The 18,423-nt window shown below is 58.6% G+C and carries 17 protein-coding genes; 10 read left to right on the top strand and 7 right to left on the bottom strand.

The features are described from left to right. Positions 1-150: 150 nt before the first annotated feature. Positions 151-867 carry a biotin--[acetyl-CoA-carboxylase] ligase gene (locus LGH70_RS00370; RefSeq protein ID WP_262905195.1) on the bottom strand — a complete coding sequence of 239 codons (717 nt, stop codon included), beginning with the start codon at positions 865-867 and terminating at the stop codon, positions 151-153. 92 nt (positions 868-959) lie between these two features. Here LGH70_RS00370 and rsfS point away from each other — a divergent pair, with 92 nt between their 5' ends. The 6 genes from rsfS (at position 960) to LGH70_RS00340 (ending at position 8,857) form a co-directional block, all read left to right on the top strand. Next, positions 960-1,346 (top strand): ribosome silencing factor, encoded by a 387-nt coding sequence (gene rsfS, locus LGH70_RS00365; protein WP_100337452.1) that lies wholly within the window; start codon positions 960-962, stop codon positions 1,344-1,346. Between the two features lie 80 nt (positions 1,347-1,426). Next, entirely contained in the window at positions 1,427-3,544 is a 2,118-nt protein-coding gene (ftsH, locus tag LGH70_RS00360) for an ATP-dependent zinc metalloprotease FtsH (protein ID WP_226181616.1), read from the top strand. A gap of 146 nt (positions 3,545-3,690) precedes the next feature. Further along, positions 3,691-4,344, top strand: a complete 654-nt coding sequence (locus tag LGH70_RS00355; protein WP_226181615.1) for a LutC/YkgG family protein — start codon at positions 3,691-3,693, stop codon at positions 4,342-4,344. Further along, complete coding sequence (locus tag LGH70_RS00350) at positions 4,319-5,104, top strand: UDP-2,3-diacylglucosamine diphosphatase (protein WP_226181613.1); 786 nt, start codon at positions 4,319-4,321, stop codon at positions 5,102-5,104. Before LGH70_RS00355 ends, LGH70_RS00350 begins: the two co-directional genes overlap by 26 nt. 103 nt (positions 5,105-5,207) lie before the next feature. Next, complete coding sequence (locus LGH70_RS00345) at positions 5,208-6,029, top strand: NHL repeat-containing protein (RefSeq protein WP_226181611.1); 822 nt, start codon at positions 5,208-5,210, stop codon at positions 6,027-6,029. A gap of 242 nt (positions 6,030-6,271) precedes the next feature. Beyond that, positions 6,272-8,857 (top strand): S8 family serine peptidase, encoded by a 2,586-nt coding sequence (locus tag LGH70_RS00340; RefSeq protein WP_226181609.1) that lies wholly within the window; start codon positions 6,272-6,274, stop codon positions 8,855-8,857. Positions 8,858-9,253: 396 nt separating this feature from the next. On the opposite strand, the gene LGH70_RS00335 is transcribed toward LGH70_RS00340, so the two are convergent. Further along, positions 9,254-10,063, bottom strand: coding sequence for a M57 family metalloprotease (locus LGH70_RS00335; RefSeq protein ID WP_226181607.1), 810 nt, complete (start codon positions 10,061-10,063; stop codon positions 9,254-9,256). A 552-nt stretch (positions 10,064-10,615) separates the two neighbouring features. On the opposite strand from LGH70_RS00335, the gene LGH70_RS00330 reads away from it, so the two are divergent. Both LGH70_RS00330 and LGH70_RS00325 read left to right on the top strand, forming a co-directional pair. Beyond that, positions 10,616-12,232 carry a PSP1 domain-containing protein gene (locus LGH70_RS00330; RefSeq protein ID WP_226181605.1) on the top strand — a complete coding sequence of 539 codons (1,617 nt, stop codon included), beginning with the start codon at positions 10,616-10,618 and terminating at the stop codon, positions 12,230-12,232. Positions 12,233-12,235: 3 nt separating this feature from the next. After that, on the top strand, positions 12,236-12,715 hold the full coding sequence (locus tag LGH70_RS00325; RefSeq protein ID WP_226181603.1) for a gliding motility lipoprotein GldH: 480 nt from the start codon (positions 12,236-12,238) through the stop codon (positions 12,713-12,715). Between the two features lie 95 nt (positions 12,716-12,810). Here LGH70_RS00325 and LGH70_RS00320 read toward each other — a convergent pair whose 3' ends face one another. The 4 genes from LGH70_RS00320 to LGH70_RS00305 form a co-directional block, all read right to left on the bottom strand. Beyond that, positions 12,811-13,005 carry a cold-shock protein gene (locus LGH70_RS00320; RefSeq protein WP_100337462.1) on the bottom strand — a complete coding sequence of 65 codons (195 nt, stop codon included), beginning with the start codon at positions 13,003-13,005 and terminating at the stop codon, positions 12,811-12,813. 227 nt (positions 13,006-13,232) lie between these two features. Then, positions 13,233-13,424 carry a cold-shock protein gene (locus LGH70_RS00315; RefSeq protein ID WP_135464609.1) on the bottom strand — a complete coding sequence of 64 codons (192 nt, stop codon included), beginning with the start codon at positions 13,422-13,424 and terminating at the stop codon, positions 13,233-13,235. A gap of 392 nt (positions 13,425-13,816) precedes the next feature. Beyond that, positions 13,817-14,695, bottom strand: coding sequence for an SDR family oxidoreductase (locus tag LGH70_RS00310; protein ID WP_226181601.1), 879 nt, complete (start codon positions 14,693-14,695; stop codon positions 13,817-13,819). A gap of 54 nt (positions 14,696-14,749) precedes the next feature. Further along, the gene (locus LGH70_RS00305) at positions 14,750-15,616 is read right to left on the bottom strand and encodes a hypothetical protein (RefSeq protein ID WP_226181599.1); all 867 of its coding nucleotides are present in this window, start codon (positions 15,614-15,616) and stop codon (positions 14,750-14,752) included. Positions 15,617-15,805: 189 nt separating this feature from the next. Here LGH70_RS00305 and LGH70_RS00300 point away from each other — a divergent pair, with 189 nt between their 5' ends. Then, positions 15,806-16,630: a phosphatase PAP2 family protein gene (locus LGH70_RS00300; protein WP_226181597.1), complete on the top strand. Its 825-nt coding sequence runs from the start codon at positions 15,806-15,808 to the stop codon at positions 16,628-16,630. A gap of 18 nt (positions 16,631-16,648) precedes the next feature. Here the strand turns inward: LGH70_RS00300 and LGH70_RS00295 are convergent, their stop codons facing one another. After that, the gene (locus tag LGH70_RS00295) at positions 16,649-17,647 is read right to left on the bottom strand and encodes a ComEA family DNA-binding protein (RefSeq protein ID WP_226181595.1); all 999 of its coding nucleotides are present in this window, start codon (positions 17,645-17,647) and stop codon (positions 16,649-16,651) included. A 195-nt stretch (positions 17,648-17,842) separates the two neighbouring features. Here LGH70_RS00295 and LGH70_RS00290 point away from each other — a divergent pair, with 195 nt between their 5' ends. Next, positions 17,843-18,421 carry a DinB family protein gene (locus tag LGH70_RS00290; protein WP_226181593.1) on the top strand — a complete coding sequence of 193 codons (579 nt, stop codon included), beginning with the start codon at positions 17,843-17,845 and terminating at the stop codon, positions 18,419-18,421. The last annotated feature ends 2 nt before the right edge of the window (positions 18,422-18,423 follow it).

The raw sequence follows: 18,423 nt of genomic DNA, 5'->3' as shown, positions 1-18,423 counted from the left end.
AAGACAAGCACCGTGCCTTATTTTCCAGACTGACACAGTTTGCTGCCCAAGGGTTGCCAGCCAGCCGGTTAGAGCATGACGATAGGCAAAGGTTTATTCACGGGGCACCACGTTCCTCGCTGACACAGCAAGCCCCGGCACGACCAACAACTACTTATGTATATATTTAATTTCCTGCAGCGCGAAACTTCTGAGCTCCCGCTCGATTTCCACCATCAGGCGGCCGGTTTCGTCTACGCCCACAATCTGCCCCTGCACGGGCTGCCCGTCCACCTCATAATCGTGGATTTCCTGGTAGCGGTACAGAGCCTGCAGGTAGTCGAAGCGCAGGGCTGCCACCCGGCCGGCCCGCAGCATCAGGTAGCGCCTCTCCAGAAACTCCAGCAGGCGCGTAATCAGCGTTTTCAGGGTGTAGGCCCGGCCGGTAAGCCAAGCCAGGGAGGTGGCCGTGGGCATGCCGAACTCGCGCTGATTGACATTTATCCCAATTCCGACGATGCTATATTGAATCTTGGCGCCGCTTATGGTGTTTTCAATCAGGATACCCCCCAGCTTCTGGGCACCGTAGTAAATGTCGTTGGGCCACTTCAGGCGCAGGGCGGCATCGGGACCCAGCAGGCTACGTGCCCAGTCCAGCACGCCCAGCGCCACGGCCTGGCTTAGCTGAAACTGGTCGGTGGGAGCCAGGAAGGTGGGCTGCCAGATAACCGATAGTGTCAGGTTTTCGCCCGGGCTGGCTTCCCAGCGGTTGCCACGTTGGCCCCGGCCAGCGGTCTGTTTGTCGGTTATGACCGTACAACCATCGGTGGCGCTGTTTTTGACAATAAGAGCCTGTGCCTCGCTGTTTGTCGAGGCGCATTCGGGCAACCAAACAATTTGTTGGCCCGTGAATAGGGTTTGGGGGAATAGTGCCTCCACCTGAATTTCTTACTTTGTGCGTTCAAACCTAACAATACCCTATGAAAAGTACCCTGGTTCGGCAGGATTCAGACAGATTGGCAGACGTCGTAGTACGCGGCATGCAGGAGAAAAAAGCGGCTGATATCGTTGTGCTCAATCTGAAGGACCTAAAAAATGCAGTAGCGGATTATTTCATTATCTGCTCTGCTTCCTCCGATACCCAACTGGACGCCATTGCGCGTTCCGTGGAAGAAGAAGTTGAGAAGCTTACCGGCCAGAACCCCTGGCAAACTGAAGGCCGCATGAACCGGGAATGGGTACTGCTCGACTACGTCGACGTGGTAGTGCATATTTTCCTGCGCGACCGTCGGCAGTTCTACGCGCTGGAGGAGCTGTGGGGTGATGCCGAAATAAAATATATTACGGAAGAGGCCGAAGCCGTTTAAAGTAAAACCGGCCCGAGTGCGTCTTAACAATTAGCGCGGGCGGCGGTTCCGCCTTTGTTCTTCGTTTAGAAACCCTTTTCATGCCAGATACAACCCCCAAAAAGAAAAAGCCAATACTGCCCTCGCCGGCTCCCCGGCCGAGCATGCAGATGTGGGTGCTGGCTGGGTTGGTGGTGTTCATCTTCGGGATGCTCTTCATCAATCGTAGCAGCTCAACCATTGATATAAACCAGCAGAAGTTTAAGCAGATGCTGCTGGCCGGTGACGTGCGTGACGTGACCCTGGTAAACGACCGGACGGTGGAGGTGACGCTAAAGCCGGAAGCTGCCCGCAACGCTAAATATAACAAGGAGCTCAGCCAGCGTGGACCTTTGTCGCTGGATGCCGGCCCGCAGTACAGTTTCCGCGTCGTAGACGGCAAAACCTTCAAGGAAGACCTCGACAAGATGCAGGCCGCGCTGCCGGATACCCAGCAGGTAGGTCTGAACATCGAAACCAAGCAAGGCTACGGCGACCTGCTGAGCAGCTGGGGCCTGATCCTGATTCTGTTTGTCGGCTTCTGGTTCCTGATGCGCCGCATGAGCGGAGCTGGCGGACCCGGCGGGCAGATTTTTAATATCGGCAAAAGTCGCGCGGCTCTTTTCGAAGGCGGCGACAAGGTGAAGATTACCTTCAAGGACGTTGCCGGTCTGGAAGAAGCCAAAGAGGAAGTCGAGGAAATCGTAGAGTTTCTGAAGAACCCTTCGAAGTTCACGGTTCTCGGCGGTAAGATTCCCAAAGGTGCTTTGTTGGTGGGTCCTCCCGGCACGGGTAAGACCCTGATGGCTAAGGCGGTAGCTGGTGAAGCCGACGTTCCGTTCTTCTCGTTGTCGGGTTCCGACTTCGTGGAAATGTTTGTCGGCGTAGGTGCGGCCCGGGTGCGCGACTTGTTTAAGCAAGCCAAAGCCAAGGCGCCTTGCATCATCTTCATCGACGAAATTGACGCCATTGGCCGTAGCCGTAGCCGTGGCAACGTACCCGGCGGCAATGATGAGCGGGAAAACACGCTCAACTCGCTGCTGGTAGAAATGGACGGTTTCGGTACCGACTCCGGGGTTATCATCCTAGCCGCTACCAACCGCCCCGATACGCTCGACTCCGCGTTGCTACGCCCCGGCCGTTTCGACCGGCAGATCAGCATCGACAAGCCCGACATTAACGGCCGCACTCAGATTTTCGACGTGCACCTGAAGCCCCTGACGTTGGGCCCCGATGTAAACGCCCGTAAGCTGGCCGCACAAACGCCTGGCTTTGCCGGTGCCGAAATTGCCAACGTCTGCAACGAAGCCGCCCTGATTGCCGCCCGCCGCGACAAAAAGATGGTGACCATGCAGGACTTTACCGATGCCGTTGACCGCGTGATTGGTGGCTTAGAGAAGAAAAACAAGATCATTTCGCCCAACGAGAAGCGCATTGTGGCTTACCACGAAGCCGGTCATGCCATTGCTGGCTGGTTCCTGGAGCACGCCGACCCGTTGGTGAAAGTGAGCATTGTGCCCCGCGGAGTAGCGGCATTGGGTTATGCCCAGTATCTGCCCCGTGAGCAGTTCCTATACAACACGGAGCAGCTGACCGACGAGATGTGCATGGCCTTAGGTGGCCGCGCCGCCGAGGAACTGGTGTTCGGCAAAATCTCGACCGGAGCTCTGTCCGATCTGGAGCGGATTACCAAAATGGCCTACAGCATCGTGACCATGTATGGTATGAACGCTAAGCTGGGCAACATCTCGTATTATGACTCAAAAGGGCAGAATGAGTACGGTTTCTCGAAGCCTTACTCTGAGGCAACTTCGCAGCTCATCGACGAAGAGGTGCGCACTATCGTGGAAAATGCCTACACCCGTACCAAGGAGCTGCTGACCGAGCGGCGCCACGAACTGGAAGTTATTGCCAAGGAACTGCTGGAAAAAGAAGTGCTGCTGCAGGAAGATCTGGAGCGCCTTGTTGGCAAGCGCCCCTACGATAACCAGACCTCGTACCAGGCGCATATGGCTGGCACTGACCGCAGTGAGACGCTCAGCGAGCGGAAGCAGGAGCACCCGGTGCCCCTGAGCAACGATCTGCCGGAAAGTGACCTGCCCGGCCTCGACAGCCGGCCGCGCGACACAAATTCGAGCAACGATGTACCAACGGGTAGTACTGTCTCGTTTGATGTCTAAATAGTATTTAATGCCATCTAAAAAGCCAGCCTGCTTCAGGCTGGCTTTTTTTCTGCTGGGGGCATTTCAAGTGCGGCCTACGAGTAGCTATTGGCGGGTCTTTCTATCTTTGATTACCTCTTTCCTCGTTTCCTTAAGTAGTTCCTATGTCCGAAACTTCCCGCGACATCATTCTGCGCCGCATTCGGGAGTCGTTGCAGCAGCCGGCCCCGCAGCCGGCCGCTCCCGATTTTACGCTGCCGCTGCACCCGGCGCCCCACGATGACCTGGCCGTGACGTTTGCCGAAAGCTTCGTGCGGGCCGGTGGCGTGTTCTACTACTGCGTGTCGGAAGAGCACTTCTATGACCAGCTGTTTACCTACAAAAAGGAGAAGGCGCTCGACAACCTGTACGTGTGGGAGCCGGAACTGAAAAAGCTGCTCCATAGCGGCGGCATTGGGTTTATCGGGGATGAAGCCGACTGGCTGCAGAAGGCTGATGCCGGCCTGACGACCTGCGAGGCGCTGGTAGCCCGCACCGGCAGCGTGCTGGTGAGTGGCGCCTCGGCCAGTGGCCGCCGCCTCAGCATCTACCCCGACCAGCATCTGGTACTGGCCCGCGCCTCCCAGATTGTACCCGATATTGGCGACGCGCTCAAACGGGTGCAGGGGGAATACGACGATAAATTGCCCTCCATGATTTCGCTCACAACGGGCCCCAGCCGTACGGCTGATATTGAAAAAACGTTGGTGCTCGGAGCTCATGGCCCGCGCAGCATCGTGTTGTTTTTACTGGATGACGCGCCCGAAGCAACTGCCTGATCTTGTTCTGCCGCCCGGCCGCAACGTATACTTCGCCTCCGACTTCCACCTGGGAGCCCCCGACGCGGTGCGCTCCGCCGAGCGGGAACGGAAAATCGTGCGCTGGCTCGACCAGATTGCGCCCAATGCCGCCGCTATTTACCTGGTTGGGGATATTTTCGACTTCTGGTTTGAGTATCGGCATGCTATTCCGCGCGGTTTTATCCGGTTGCAGGGCAAGCTGGCCGAGCTGACCGATGCCGGAATTCCCGTCACTTTCTTTACCGGCAACCATGACATGTGGATGTTCGACTACTTTACCAAGGAGCTGAACATTCCCATTATGCGTCATCCGATGAGCCAGCGCATCGGTAACCAGGAGTTTCACATTGGGCACGGCGACGGGCTGGGGCCGAAGGACCACACCTATAAGGTGCTGAAGCGAATTTTTGCCAGCCCGGTGGCCCAGTGGCTGTTTGCGCGCCTGCATCCCAACTTCGGTATCGGGCTGGCCAACAAATGGAGCCAGCGCAGCCGCATTCAGAACGGCGCTGCCGACGAGAAATACTTTGGCGACGATGAGTGGCTGCTGGTGTATTGCCGGGAGTTGGAGCGGCTGCACCACCACGATTACTATGTGTTTGGGCACCGCCACCTGCCGCTCGACGTGCCCGTGACAGCTCAGAGTCGCTACGTGAATCTGGGGGAGTGGGTCAATTATTGTTCCTACGCCGTATACGATGGGCATGAACTGGCACTACGGCATTTTGAGCAGAAGTAAGGTGTGCTGTTGGGCTAAGAGCTTTGCCGTTTGCGTACTGCTCTCTCTGCAAAGTCTGGGAACTGCGTTGGCCCAAACGACAGTGCCTTCAGCCGCTTCAGTAGTGCCAGCCGCAAAGCCCGCTGCTACGGCCCCGGCCCCGATTATCAATGCGGCGGCTCAGACGGCCCCGGTTGAGACGAATGGCTGGACGCTGGTGCGTACCATCGCCCTGCCCAAGCCCGGCCCGGCTTCTCTGGACCGCCGTGGCAACCTCTACCTGAGCGATTCGCAGAACAACGTGCGCCAGTACGGTCCCGACGGGCAGCCGCTGAACACGTACTCGCCGCCCCAGCCCGGCCACACGGCCCAGCTCGAGGCCTGGAATACATCTAAAGTGTTGGTGTTTTACGATGACCGGCAGGAAATTCTGCTGCTCGACCGGTTCATGGCTCCCCTCAGCCAGGTTCGGCTGCCCGATTTGCTCGATGGGATGGTACGAGCCGCCACGCTGGCTCCCGACGACCGACTCTGGCTGCTCGACGAAAGCAGCCTGACCCTGCGCCAGTATGACCCTACCGGGCAGCGCATTGCTCTGAATACGCCCCTGGATATTCTTATCGGGCGCACCAGACCGGACTTTCGGTTTATGCGCCAATACCAGAACAACCTCTATTTGGTGGACCGTACCAGTGGCATCTATGTGTTCGACAACTTGGGAAATTACCGCAAAAAGCTGCCTATTACGGGTCTGAGCAGCATCGGCTTCCGGGGCGACGAGTTGTACTATCTCACCGACAAGGCGGTGCATCTGTTTCATTTGTACAGCCTCACGGAGCGCACCCTGCCACTGCCCGTCAGCCCGACAGAAATCCAGCAGATCGTGTTAGGCGAGCAGTACGCTTACATAATTACCGTGGCCGGCATTGGAGTCTATAAGCTGTAAGGTGTCCGTATTCCATAAGCCAAGTGAAGCGCGGATTTATAATATTCATAAAATAATGCCTCGATTATTGGAAGTAATAGAGGCTTTGCCGGCTTGCTGCCGGTGTTTTTCCTATCTTTAACAGTCCCGGCGGCGTAAGGTCGGGCAGCTTACTTCCCACCCTTCCGCTTTCGTTGATGCGCTATATTGCCAGCATATTTCACCAGTTATCGGTATTTCAGGGAGTTCTTCTAACCGGTGTCTTGCTGGGATTATCTGGTCAGGCTGCGGCCCAGGAGCATAAGCAGACCAGTTCCAAAATAGCGCCGGGCCTAACTTGTCCGCTCACCGCAGGCACCCGCCAAGCCGTGCGGGTAAGCGTCGGGCGCAAGGCCGAGTTTCTGGCCTGGGCCAAGCTGAATCTGCCCGCCAGCCAAATTCGGGTGGTGCGTGAGGCGGGCACGCCAGTGCTCCTGCTGGAAAAGCTTACCCCAGCGCAAGTGCAGCAGCTGAGTGCCTCGCCGTTGGTCGATTTCGTAGATAAGCCCAACCGCCGGGCCTACGATGAGCGGCAGCTGAATCAGTCTGACCTGAGCGTGAATCGCATTACGACGGTGCATACCCGCTTTCCCGAACTGGCCGGGCAAGGCCTGACCGTATCCGTCAAAGAAGACTCCTTCGACCCGACCGATATTGATTTCAAGGGCCGGGTTGTCGCCAGTAGCCTGTTTACTGCCAGCTCTTCGCCCCACGCCACTGCTATTGCCACGTTGGTGGGCGGTGCCGGCAACTCGGCGCCGGCCGGCAAAGGTGTAGCCTGGCAGGCAAAGCTGGCCACCTCCAGCTACCAGAATTTGCTGCCGGATGAGGCAAATACGCTGGTACCGGCGGGCATAACCGTGCAAAACCATTCCTACGGCGTGGCGGCCATCGAGAACTACTACGGGCTGGAGTCGCAGGCCTATGACCAGCAGGTGCAGCAGTATCCGACGCTGGTGCACGTATTCTCGTCGGGCAATGTGGGCACGCAAACCAGCACCGAAGGCCGTTACAAAGGCATTCCGGCGGTAGCCAACCTGACCGGCCAGTTCAAGACCTCCAAGAATACTCTTAGCGTGGGAGCCACCGACCAGCTGGGCCAGGTAGCTCCGCTCAGCTCCCGCGGCCCCGCCTACGACGGGCGCATCAAGCCCGAGCTGGTGGCCTACGGCGCCGGCGGTACTTCCGAGTCGGCGGCGTTGGTTTCGGGGGCCAGCTTACTCGTACAACAGGCCTACCAGGCCCAGAATGCGGGCACGACACCATCCGCTGCGCTGGTAAAAGCCGTATTGCTCAACAGCGCCGATGATACGGGCCGCCCCGGAGTTGATTTCGAAACCGGCTTTGGGCAGCTCGATGTGGCCGGTGCCATTCAGACGGTGCGCGACCAGCACTATTTCCAGGGCTCCGCCACTCAAAGCAGCCTGCGCACGTTCAACATTACCGTGCCCGCCGGCCAGCAGCAGCTGAAAGTGACCCTGGCCTGGGCCGATCCGGCCGCTTCACCCGCCGCAGCGCAGGCCCTGGTCCACGACCTGGATCTGGAGCTGGTGCATATGGCCTCGGGGAAAACCTGGCTACCCTGGGCGCTGAGCACTTTTCCGCACGCCGACTCCCTGGCGAAACTGCCAAAGCGCCGTGCCGACCGACTAAACAATGTAGAGCAAGTCAGTATTGACGTGCCGGAAGCCGGAGCCTATACGGTGCGGGTGCGCGGAACGGCAGTTGCTGCGGCCCAGCCCTTCAGTCTGGCATATGAATACAGTGCTGGCTTCGATTGGGTGCGCCCCGGTAATACGACCAATCTACGGCCCGCTGCTACCAACATTCTGCGCTGGCACTGGTCGGGGCAGACTGGTACGGGGCGGTTGGAATATCAGCCCCTGGGTACGCAGAAATGGCGTCTGCTCAAAGCTGATGTGCCTCTGGCCAGCACCAACTACAGCTGGGCAGTGCCCGATACCACTACCTTGGCCCGCGTTCGGATGCTGGTTGGCAACACCACTTTTCTGTCCGATACCTTCAGCATTGCGAGTCCATTAACGCCCAGCGTGGGCTATGCCTGCGAAGAGGAAGCTCTGTTGCTATGGCCCCGCACGCCCGGGGTTCAGCAGTACCAAGTGTACCGCCTGGTGCAGAACTTTCTGGAGCCCTACCTGACAACCGCTGATACAGCCCTAGTGCTGACCAAGGCGCAGATGCCGATTCGTTACTACGCCGTGGCTCCCATTTATGGGAAAATACTAGGGGAGCGGGGCACTACCATTGATTTCACGGAGCAGGGCACGGCTTGCTACGTCAGAAGCTTTTTGCCACGCACTGTCGTTACCGATACGGTTTTGTTTGACTTGGAGGTTGGTACCATATTCCGCCTCAAATCCGTGACGCTGGAGCGCCTGACGCCTACTGGGGCCGTGGCAGTGCAAACCATAGCGCCGGTTGCTACCCTGCAAACCACTTTTGTGGATGCCAATCCCACCTCCGGCCGCAACGAATACCGGGTGCGGCTCGAACTCGCCGACGGGCGAGTGATATACAGCCAGACTGAGGAAGTCCAGTTTATCCGGCTCAGCGAGGTGCAAGTATATCCCAACCCGATTGTGGCTGGCGAGCCGCTACAGATTCTGGTAGCCGAAAGCGCCGATGTGCGCGTGCAGTTTTACGATATGACTGGGCGTTTGCTGCGCGAAACCCTGGGGACGGGAGTGGTGAAGGAAGTACCTACGGCCGGCCTGGCCAAGGGCATGTACCTGGTGCGGGTGAGTACGGCCAGCGGCGCAGTGCTGACTACCCGCGTGGTAGTGTTGTAAAAGCATTGGCTGCGTAGCTTTCCATTATTACCGCTTTGTGCTTTCCGCGCAAGGGCTTTCGATTATGCAAAGAAAATGACCGTTCTCAGCCCAGCGGTGCTTATATAAAGTCAGGGTAGCAAGTGCAGAATGTGGAACGATGAGCGGTATAACGGTCTTTTCGGCTCCCGCAACAGTTTCATCTGCGGCCAGCATGTACGTAAGTACTGGTTGCTTATCTGTTGGTTACGTGCCTACTCGCCTTAAACCGGTAAGTGTGGGCTAACCAGTAAAGTCTTAAATAAAAGAGGAGGTGTCGCCTGCCGCTCCTGGAAGCCGGCTTTGCGCAGAATAGGTCACAAAAAAAGGCCTGGCTCCTTGTGGGAACCAGGCCTTTTGAGCTAGGTACTGGACCTACTAATACACGTAGCGCAGTGCCGTTACGTCGTTCGTGTTGAACGGACGGTTAGCACCCGAGCCGATGCAAGCCAGCATCCACGAGTTTGGATCAGCCGTGGTGGGCGTGCCGGGAATGTGTACGGCACCAACCGTGCTGGCACCTTCGTTGGTGTAAGCACCACCGCAGCTGTAAGCGCGGTTCTGATAGTCGGTGTGGCGGAAGCCGATGCAGTGACCAACTTCGTGGGCCAGGATGGTAGCAATGTACGTGCTGGCGTTAGCCGTGCCGATAGCACCGGCATTAACCAATACTTGGCCGTAAGGATTGCCGCCCGAGGGGAAACCAGCGGAGGCCAAATAGCCTGAGCCGGATGGAGCAGCGCTCAGTACGATGTTGCCACCCGAGGTTACGCGGCTGAAGCGAATCAGCAGACCCTGAGCGTTATAGCGACGAATCAGCTCGTCGGTAGCCGTTACGTAAGCCGAAGGCAGGTTGGTCGAAACGCGGATGGTTACGGTGCGGCCCGAGCCTACGCTTACCAGGTTGTTGGTGCGGTACTGCTCGCCTTCGGCTACGCGCATCAGCTTGTAGTCAGGCTTGCTGTTCAACGACTCTTCCGTCAGCATAATGTCACCTTCCACGAGGTAGCCGCCTTCAACTTTCTGAGCGTCTTTGGTAGTGAAGCCCAACTGCTGAATCTTGCTGATAGCATCGGCAGAAATTTCGTTCTTGGCGGTTACCTTTTCGGCCTCTTTCGAGCACGACGACAGAGCAACTACCGAGCCTGCGCAAATGGCTACTGCGGAAAGTATTTTGTTGATTTTCATAAAAGGTTTGGTTTGGTAGGGTTGGTGAGGGATGAATGAATGATGCGTCCAAATAGAAGATAAAAATTGTTAATGTCAACAGTATTTTAACGAAACTTTAAAATAATTGCAAAGTATGCGTGTATGCGCAGGCATGTTCCTAATGAAAGCCACGTGTTACTTTATATAAGTTTGCTAATATTCGTGTGCCGTCTGATTGGTGCTTTGCCAGCCGTAAGCCTATAGACTTGTATCCGGCAAAGCGCCTTATTCAGGATCTTGAAGCTCACCAATGAGGCAGAGTTTCTTAATTTGACCGTTCGGCACCAGGCACACCGCCGGCCCATAGACTTGCCTAGCCAGCTGCGAGTATCTTGTTGGAGAATTGCCTCCGGGGCAAACCTTTGGCAAGGCAAATGCTGTTAGAGGTGACAATTTTCCTAAAAATGGCCTTCCAGGCCAAGAATCGGCACTTTTGCCAGAACCAAGGCAGAGGAACCGAAATGCTTATCTTTGTTGAAAACCGAATCCGTGTGAACTCCTCGTTCACCTCACGATATAACCTTCCAAGCCGTGGCTTGCACTTCTTGTTCCTCTGGCGGCTGCTCTACGTCCGCAACGGGCTGTGGCTCCAAAGGCAGCTGTAGCTCTGGCGGCTGCACGCGCCTGAACGTATTCGATTGGCTGCAGGACGTCGACCTGCCCGTCGATTTCAAAGAGTTTGATATAGTTGAAATCCGCTTTAAAGGCGGCCGCAAAGAGTTTTTTCGCAATACCAACCGCCTGCCCCTAGTTACCGGCGACGCCGTCGTAATCGAGGCCGCCGGCAACGGCTGGCACCTGGGCCACGTGTCGCTGAAAGGTGAGCTGGTACGGCTGCAGATGCGCAAAAAGAAAACGCCCCTCGACTCCAAGGAGATTCGGGGCATTCTGCGCGTTGCCACGCCCCAGGATGTGGAGCGTTGGGAAGCCGTGCGCGACCTGGAAACGGGCACCATGTTCCGGGCCCGCTCGGTAGTGGAGGAGCTGCGGCTGAAAATGAAGCTCTCCGACGTGGAATACCAGGCCGACCGCACCCGCGCGACCTTTTTCTACTCGGCCGATGACCGGGTCGACTTCCGGGACCTGATTAAGCGGCTGGCCGATGAGTTTCGGGTGCGGGTCGAGATGCGCCAGATTTCGCTGCGCCACGAAGCGGGCCGCCTCGGCGGTATCGGCTCGTGCGGGCGGGAGCTGTGCTGCTCTACCTGGCTCACCGATTTCAAGAGTGTGAGCACTACCGCCGCCCGCTACCAGAACCTGAGCCTGAACCCGGCCAAGCTGTCTGGACAGTGCGGCCGCCTCAAGTGCTGCCTCAACTATGAGCTCGATACTTACCTCGACGCGCTGAAGGATATTCCCCAGGTGTCGCGCCCACTCCAGACGGAAAAGGGCGACGCTTTCTTGCAGAAAACCGACATTTTCAAGCGGCGCATGTGGTTTGCCTTCCGCGGCGACAACAACTGGGTGATGCTCTCCACCGACCGGGTGCGCGAAATTCAGGATCAGAACAAGCGCGGCGAAAAGCCCGAAAACCTGCTGGCCCCTGTGTTGGAAGCCGAGCGCGAGCCCGAAGTGTCGACTCACGTGGAAGGCAACCTCGACCGCCTCGACGATAAGATTAAGGGCAGCAAGCGGCCCAAGCGCAAAAAGAAGAAGGAGGGAGGAATCAGTGCCCCAACAGCTGCCGCAGCGCCGGCCGCACCGCGCAATGGCGGGCGCACCGATGGCGCCGCCAAAGCGCCGGCTCCGGTGCCTACCGAAACAACTGGCGAGGCCACCGGGGCCGAAACGCGTCGTCCGCGCGGTGCCGCTGCCCGCCCCCTGAACCGGCGCAACAACCGGGGCCGCAGTGAAACGCCGCGTGGCGGGAGCGAAGCCGCCCCCAAGCCGGAGAGCCGGGAAGGCCGCCGACCCGACGCCCCCCGCCCCGAAGGAGCCGTTGAACCCCGGGCGCCCCGTGGCGAGGGCCGTCCGCCCCGCTCGGCCAGCACCCCCCCAGCCGACGGCAGCGCCGCCCGGCCACCCCGGGACGAAAACAGTGAACGGAGTAGCCGTGGCGGCCGCTCGTCGCGCCGTGGGGGCCGGGCGCCCCGGCCCGGTGGTGCCGAGGGGAATGGAAACCCAGGCTCAGCGCCCGCAAACTCCTAGCGTATGCGTAAGGCCACCACATGGGTCCTGAGCCTGGGCTTGCTGCTCGGCTTGGCCGCCTGCGACGACAACCAAGTGTATGATAAAAACCAGGAGCTCGACAAAGCGGTATGGACCGTTCAGGAAAAGCCCACCTTCGAGTTCGAAATTGCGGACACCACGCAGCGCTACGACATTTACTTTAACGTCCGTAACGAATCCATGTATGGGTACTACAACCTCTACGTGAAGCACACGCTGCTGGACCCCAGTAACAAGCGCGTCTCCCAGCTGCTGCACCAGATGCTGCTCATGGACCCCCAGACCGGGGAACCCCGGGGGCAGGGCTCCGGCGACATCTTCGACCACCAGTTTCTGGCGTTGCGGGGGCAGCAGTTTCGCCAGCCGGGCACCTACAAGGTCGTGCTGGAGCAGTATATGCGCCAGGATCAGCTGCCCGGTATTATGGCGGTGGGCGTACGGGTAGTAAAAGCGGCCCAGTAGGCGCACTCTGATTTACTTGCAAAAAAAGACCTCCCGGGCCGCAGCCCGGGAGGTCTTTTTTTGCAATAGCCCTCGGGCTATCCGCAGAAAGTCATTTAGTCAACCAGACGCACGCTAACGGCGTTCAGGCCTTTTTTGCCCTGCTGAACTTCGAATTCTACGCGGTCTGCATCACGTACGGGCTGCTTCAGACCCGTGGCGTGTACGAAGATGTCCTCACCACCGCCGTCCGGCGTGATGAAGCCAAAGCCCTTGGCTTCATTGAAAAATTTGATGATACCGGTACTCATTGCTGGAAATGGTGAGATGAAAGAATGAGGTAAATGTAAGAGGATTTTTTTCGATTCAAATAGCGCTTTTCTGGAACGCTACGACCCGTGCAGCCGCTGCCACTTCTGGTGGAGTCAGCTACGCGCCCCGAAACCGGCTGGGCTGGATAGAAAAATACCACCCCGCTCCGGTGATTGACAGGGCAGGGTGGTAGTAGTCCAAATCAGCGCGAATCAGGGGGAAAGAGCTAGATACGCTCGACTTTAACGGCGTTCAGGCCTTTTTTGCCTTCGATAACATCGAAGGAAACCCGGTCATTCTCCCGGATTTCGTGGACAAGACCGGTTTGGTGGACAAAAATATCCTGGTTGGTGTCGTCCTGAACGATGAACCCAAAGCCTTTGGATTCGTTGAAAAATTTCACTTTGCCAGTTTTCATAACTACGGCTTGGTTGTGGAGGTAAAAGGTTGATTACTGAAGAATGCAGTAAAACTAAGGGGAATTTTTAATTGTAGCATCGCTTGTTTACAGAATAAACTCGCCCCAGACCGGAGCTATAACACGTCATAAATCGGCCCTGGCGGCAAGAAACGCTGCAACTTATCTTTCGCCATCGGCCTGCATTCGGGCTATCTGCTTCCTGGTATTCAGCGGACAAGCTAAACTGGCAGAAGTAAAGCTCAGTCATGTTTTACTCCCGAAGTAAAGCCACTGGCAGTAGCACGAAGCCCATAAGCCAGCAGGGACCGGGCTGCCGGAGCGCCGGCTTAAAAAAAAGGTCTTCTGCCCGGCAGAAGACCTTTTTCGTTATAGTAAAGGCGCTGCCGCTGCTAGCTGCTGGCTTTAAACCGGTGGCAGTTGTGGTGGGCAAACTGCTCAATGGTGTGGGGTGGGCAGCCCGTAATAGCCTCCACCGTGTTGGTAACGCCCGCTGCGTAGCCGGCTTTGGATAAGCCGTACAGCTCCAGCATGGCCTCGCTCATCCAGGCTGGCGCCTGGCCCATGGCCTGGCGGGCGGTTTCTTCAGGTACGTCGACGTAGGTGACGGGCTGGCCGGTGGCCTGACTGATGGCGGCCGCTACCTCATCCAGGCCTAGGGCCTGCGGACCCGTTAGCTCGTAGGCTTGGCCGTGGTGGGTGCTGCCCTCGGCACTGAGAATGTGGGCGGCCGTGAGAGCAATGTCGCGGGCATCGATGTAGCTGACTTTCCCGTTGCCCAGCGGCATGTAGAGCTTGCCCTCGTGGCAGATAGACTCGGCGTTGTAGTTGACGAAGTTCTGCATGAAGCTGCCCGGCCGCAGAATGGTGTAGGGAATGCCGCTCTGCTCCAGGTGCCGCTCCACTTCCCGGTGCCAGCGGCCCAGCTGAATGCCCGGCTCGGCATCGGCGCCGGCTGCCGACAACCGCACGATGTGCTGCACACCGGCCAGCTTGGCGGCATCGATGACGCGCTTGCCTATCTCGACCTGGTCTTCGCTGAAGGGCGTAATCAAGCAGAGCCGGTCGACGCCCGTGAGGGCCACGTGCAGGGTCTGGGGCTTGCTGTACTCTATTTCGACCAGTTGCAGCTCGGGGTGCATCTGCCGGAGCCGGTCGCCTTTGATGAGGGAATGCACGCCGGCGCGTACCGTCAGGCCGCGGTTGGCCAAAGCCGAAATCAGCTCGGTGCCCACAGTGCCCGTGGCGCCGGTAACCAGAATAGTAGCCATAGGAAAAGGAATTAGGAGAACGGAAATGCTGCGGCCAGCAATGGTGCCAGCTGCTTAGAGGCGGTAGGTGGCGCGAAAAATCTTGCCCTTCTCGTTGCTGAACACGAAATCATGGTCGTTCACGAATACCAGGGCCTCGGCCTGCCCGCTGGAGGGAATGGGCAGGCAACTCTTGGCTCCGTCGAAAAGCTTGCGGCCGGGCGCCACGTCTATCAGGTACACGTGGCCGTAGCCCAGCAATGCCACCGTGCGGCCGTTGGGGCTGATGTCGGCGGCCGTTATCCAGGTGTTGATCTGCACGCTGTCGACCAGGCGGGCCGTATGGGTGCCGGGCCGGGCCGGCAGCACGTACTGCTTTAACCAGTTGCCCTCGCCCCGGTTTTTGGTGAACAGATGCAGGCTGTCCTGGTGGTAGAAAAAGGCTTCGCAGTCGAAGTTGCGCTGGGGCTTTTTCGGCGGAAACAGGCGCTGGTCAGCGTACTTGAACCGGATAGTATCAATATCCTGCAGCGTAGGCCCGCCGAGCCGGTAGATGGCTAGGTTGCGGCGCTTGTTCTGGTTGTTGCCAAAGTCGCCGATGAACATGTGGTTGTCGTCGTCGCGAGTCAGGTCTTCCCAGTCGATGTTGAGTAGGGGCTCCAGTTCAAGGGTTTGCAGCAGGTCGCCCTGCTGGGTGATTTTGTAGAGCTTGGCCGTATTACCACCGTCGGCGTGGGTCCATAGGTCGCCAGTCGAATTGGCTATTTCCAAGCCCGAGCTTTCGGCCACCTCGCTTTTGTTGAGGCGGCCGACCTGCTTCACCTCATACGCCTGCGTCACCTTGTCAAAATTGCCGCGGTCTTTATCCTTGGCGCAGCCACAGAGTACGGACTGGATAAATACCAAAACCGGAAACAGCTTGTCGCGCAGTAATAACAGCATTTTAAACAGGGGTTAACGGAAAAACCAGGGGCTGCACCAGTAGGCGGCTACCCAGCGTCCATACGCAGCCCGGCGTGAAAAGGGCCAGCTTCCCGCCGAAAATAGAAGTCAGGAGCCGGGAAAAGGTTTTTTAAACCGCAGGTTAGCAGTATATTGCTATAATTATCCTTTCACGCTTCAGCTTGCTTAATGGGTTTTAGCTACGTTTTGCTGCTGGTGGGCAGCCTGCTCAGCCTGCGGGCTACGGCGCAGTTTGCCACCGCTCCTAGTGCGCCAGATTCCAATTTTGTCTCTCCCGCCCCGGTGCTTATGCCGGCAGTGTCGCCCGCTCGTCTGCGGCCCTTGCACCTGCTGAGCCGGCCTGCTGCACTACGGGTAGCCGTGCCGCTCAGCCTGGTTGGCGTGGCCTGGCTAAGCAGTCAGGACAACATCCTGCGGCGTACCAAAATTGAAATTCAGAAAGAAACCAAGGAGGCGTTTCCCACCTTCGACACGCGGCTCGACGACTACACCCGCCACGTGCCGGTAGCTGCTGCCTACGCCTTGCAGCTGGCCGGCGTGAAAGGGGAGCGGGGCGTAGTACCGTTCACGCTCATCTACCTGCTGGCCCACCAGGTAAACATGGGCCTGACCAGCAACCTGAAACGCCTGTGCCGCGAGCAGCGCCCCGACATTCCGACCGACTACAGCTCCTTTCCCTCGGCGCACACCAGTGAGGCATTCATGACGGCCACGCTGCTGCATGAGCAGTACGGCAAGGTAAACCCCTGGATCAGCGTGGGCGGCTATGCCGTAGCAACGGCCACGGGCACTATGCGCGTGCTGCACAACCGCCACTGGGTAACCGACGTGGTAGCCGGTGCCGGCATCGGGTTCTTGTCGGCGGAAGCGGTGTGGCGCGTGTATCCGGCTCTGACGCGCCTGTTGCCTACCAAAGTAGCCCAGAAGCTGCTGCTTGTGCCCACGTACGCGCCCGGTGGCGTGATGGGCGTGGCATTGGCCATTCGCAACTAAGCGGCTGATATTTCCGGCTTAAAACCGCAGGTAGGGCCGCAGTTTATCCAGGGTTTCGGCGTCCAGAATCCGGATCTGCCGCAGGTCGTCGGCTTGCTTGAAGGGTGGGTGCTGCTGACGGAAAGCCACCAGCACCCGGGCCAGCCGCTTGCCCACGTAGGGATGCGCCTGCAAGATTTCGAAGGGCGCTGTGTTGATGTCCAGCATAGCCGGCGCGAAGCTGGGCGTCACAAACGTGTATTTGCGCAGGCTGTCTACCAAGTCGGGGGCATCGCGCAGGCTGTAGATTTCGGTTAGCTGCTCTTCCCGCAGAAAGCCGCCCAGCTGGGTGCGGTAATCGATAACGCGGCGCGACAGGCCACGCCCGATACCCCGAATCTGCATGAGCTGCGTTGTGTCGGCGCCGTTCAGGTCGAAGGGCGCCAGGTTTTTGGGCTTGCGCACGTAGTTGCCGGCCGGGTGCGGCTCGTAGGCAGTATTGGCATACTGCCGCGCCGTGCGCTTTTCCCGGGGCGGCAATTGGTCGGGCAGCTGGATATACGGCGCCAGGCGGGCGTACACCGAATCGGGCAGGCCATATGTCCGCTTAATTTGTTCCTTGGCCCTGAAGCCTCCGATAACGTCGCGGAAATGCACGAGGCGCTGGGCCAGAAAGTGTGCCACGCCCCGGGCTTCCCAATCGGTAGCCGTCAGGGTGTTGGGGTCGAAGGGAGCCAGCCGCACCTGCGGCACCACGGTCCGGCGCGGGTAGGTATGCCGGGGGTAGCGCGCGGCGTACACGCGGGGCTGACGCTGAGCGGCCAGCTCGGCAGCCAGCAGGTTGAGCTGCGCCTGGTCGGGGGCCGGGTCGTAGTGGGGTAGGGCAGGCAGCAGTAGTTGAGGCGCAAACAGCAGCCCCTGCATGAGCAGCAGCAAGACCACCATGCCGGACGTTTCGCGGCGCGAGAACTTGAAATAGCGGCGCACCCAAAGCTGCCAGCCCGGGGCGGCAGCCGAATTGATAATTTTATGTTTCACGTAGAATAGCGTAATAAGCCCTGCATAATAGGAAATTTGGCGCAGAGCTTCTACACAACACGCCGCTTTCCGGCTTGGCTGTTGCCCGCTCCGCGCATATCTGAAATGCCGGAGCGTGCGTAATTGCCAATAAACCGGCGCCAGCGCGTAATATTACAGCCCGTTGCCCGCTACCCGTATTTCATCCTGCCCGCCATGAGTAAGTCTGCCCTGCGTACTACCGACTTCCTTGACCAACTCGCCACCGAGCTTCAAGCCGTGCGGAATATTACTGCCCGCCGCTTCCGCCCGCTCTCCGACGACCAGCTAAACCGCCGGCCGGCGACCGATAAGTGGAGCGTGGGTCAGTGCCTGGAGCACCTCAATATTGTGGGCGGCCACTACTTGCCCACCATTCTGCGCAAGCTGAAGCAGGCCCAGGAACGGGGCAGCCGCCCGGCCGAAACAGTGAAATCCGGCTTTTTTGGCCGCAAGCTCATCGACGCCATGCGGGTGCCGGCCAGCGAGAAGCCGCTCAAGTCGCCGCAGCAGTACGCGCCCAGCGGCAGCCGCCTGCCCCGCACGGTGGTAGAGGTGTTCGGGCGCCAGCTCGATGAGCTGCTCAACATCGTGCAGCAGGCCCGCTCCATCAATGCCAACGCGGTGCGCATTCCCAACCCAATTATTCCGCTGCTCTACCTGCGCCTGACCGATCAACTGGAGTTCATCGTCGCGCACGTGCAGCGCCACGTGGCCCAGGCCGAGCGGGTGCTCGACAGCACCAACCGGCCCTAAGC

Origin of the sequence: Hymenobacter nitidus (assembly GCF_020447315.1) — a bacterium.
GTDB lineage: Bacteria > Bacteroidota > Bacteroidia > Cytophagales > Hymenobacteraceae > Hymenobacter > Hymenobacter nitidus.
This window is presented reverse-complemented; position numbering and strand designations above follow the sequence as displayed.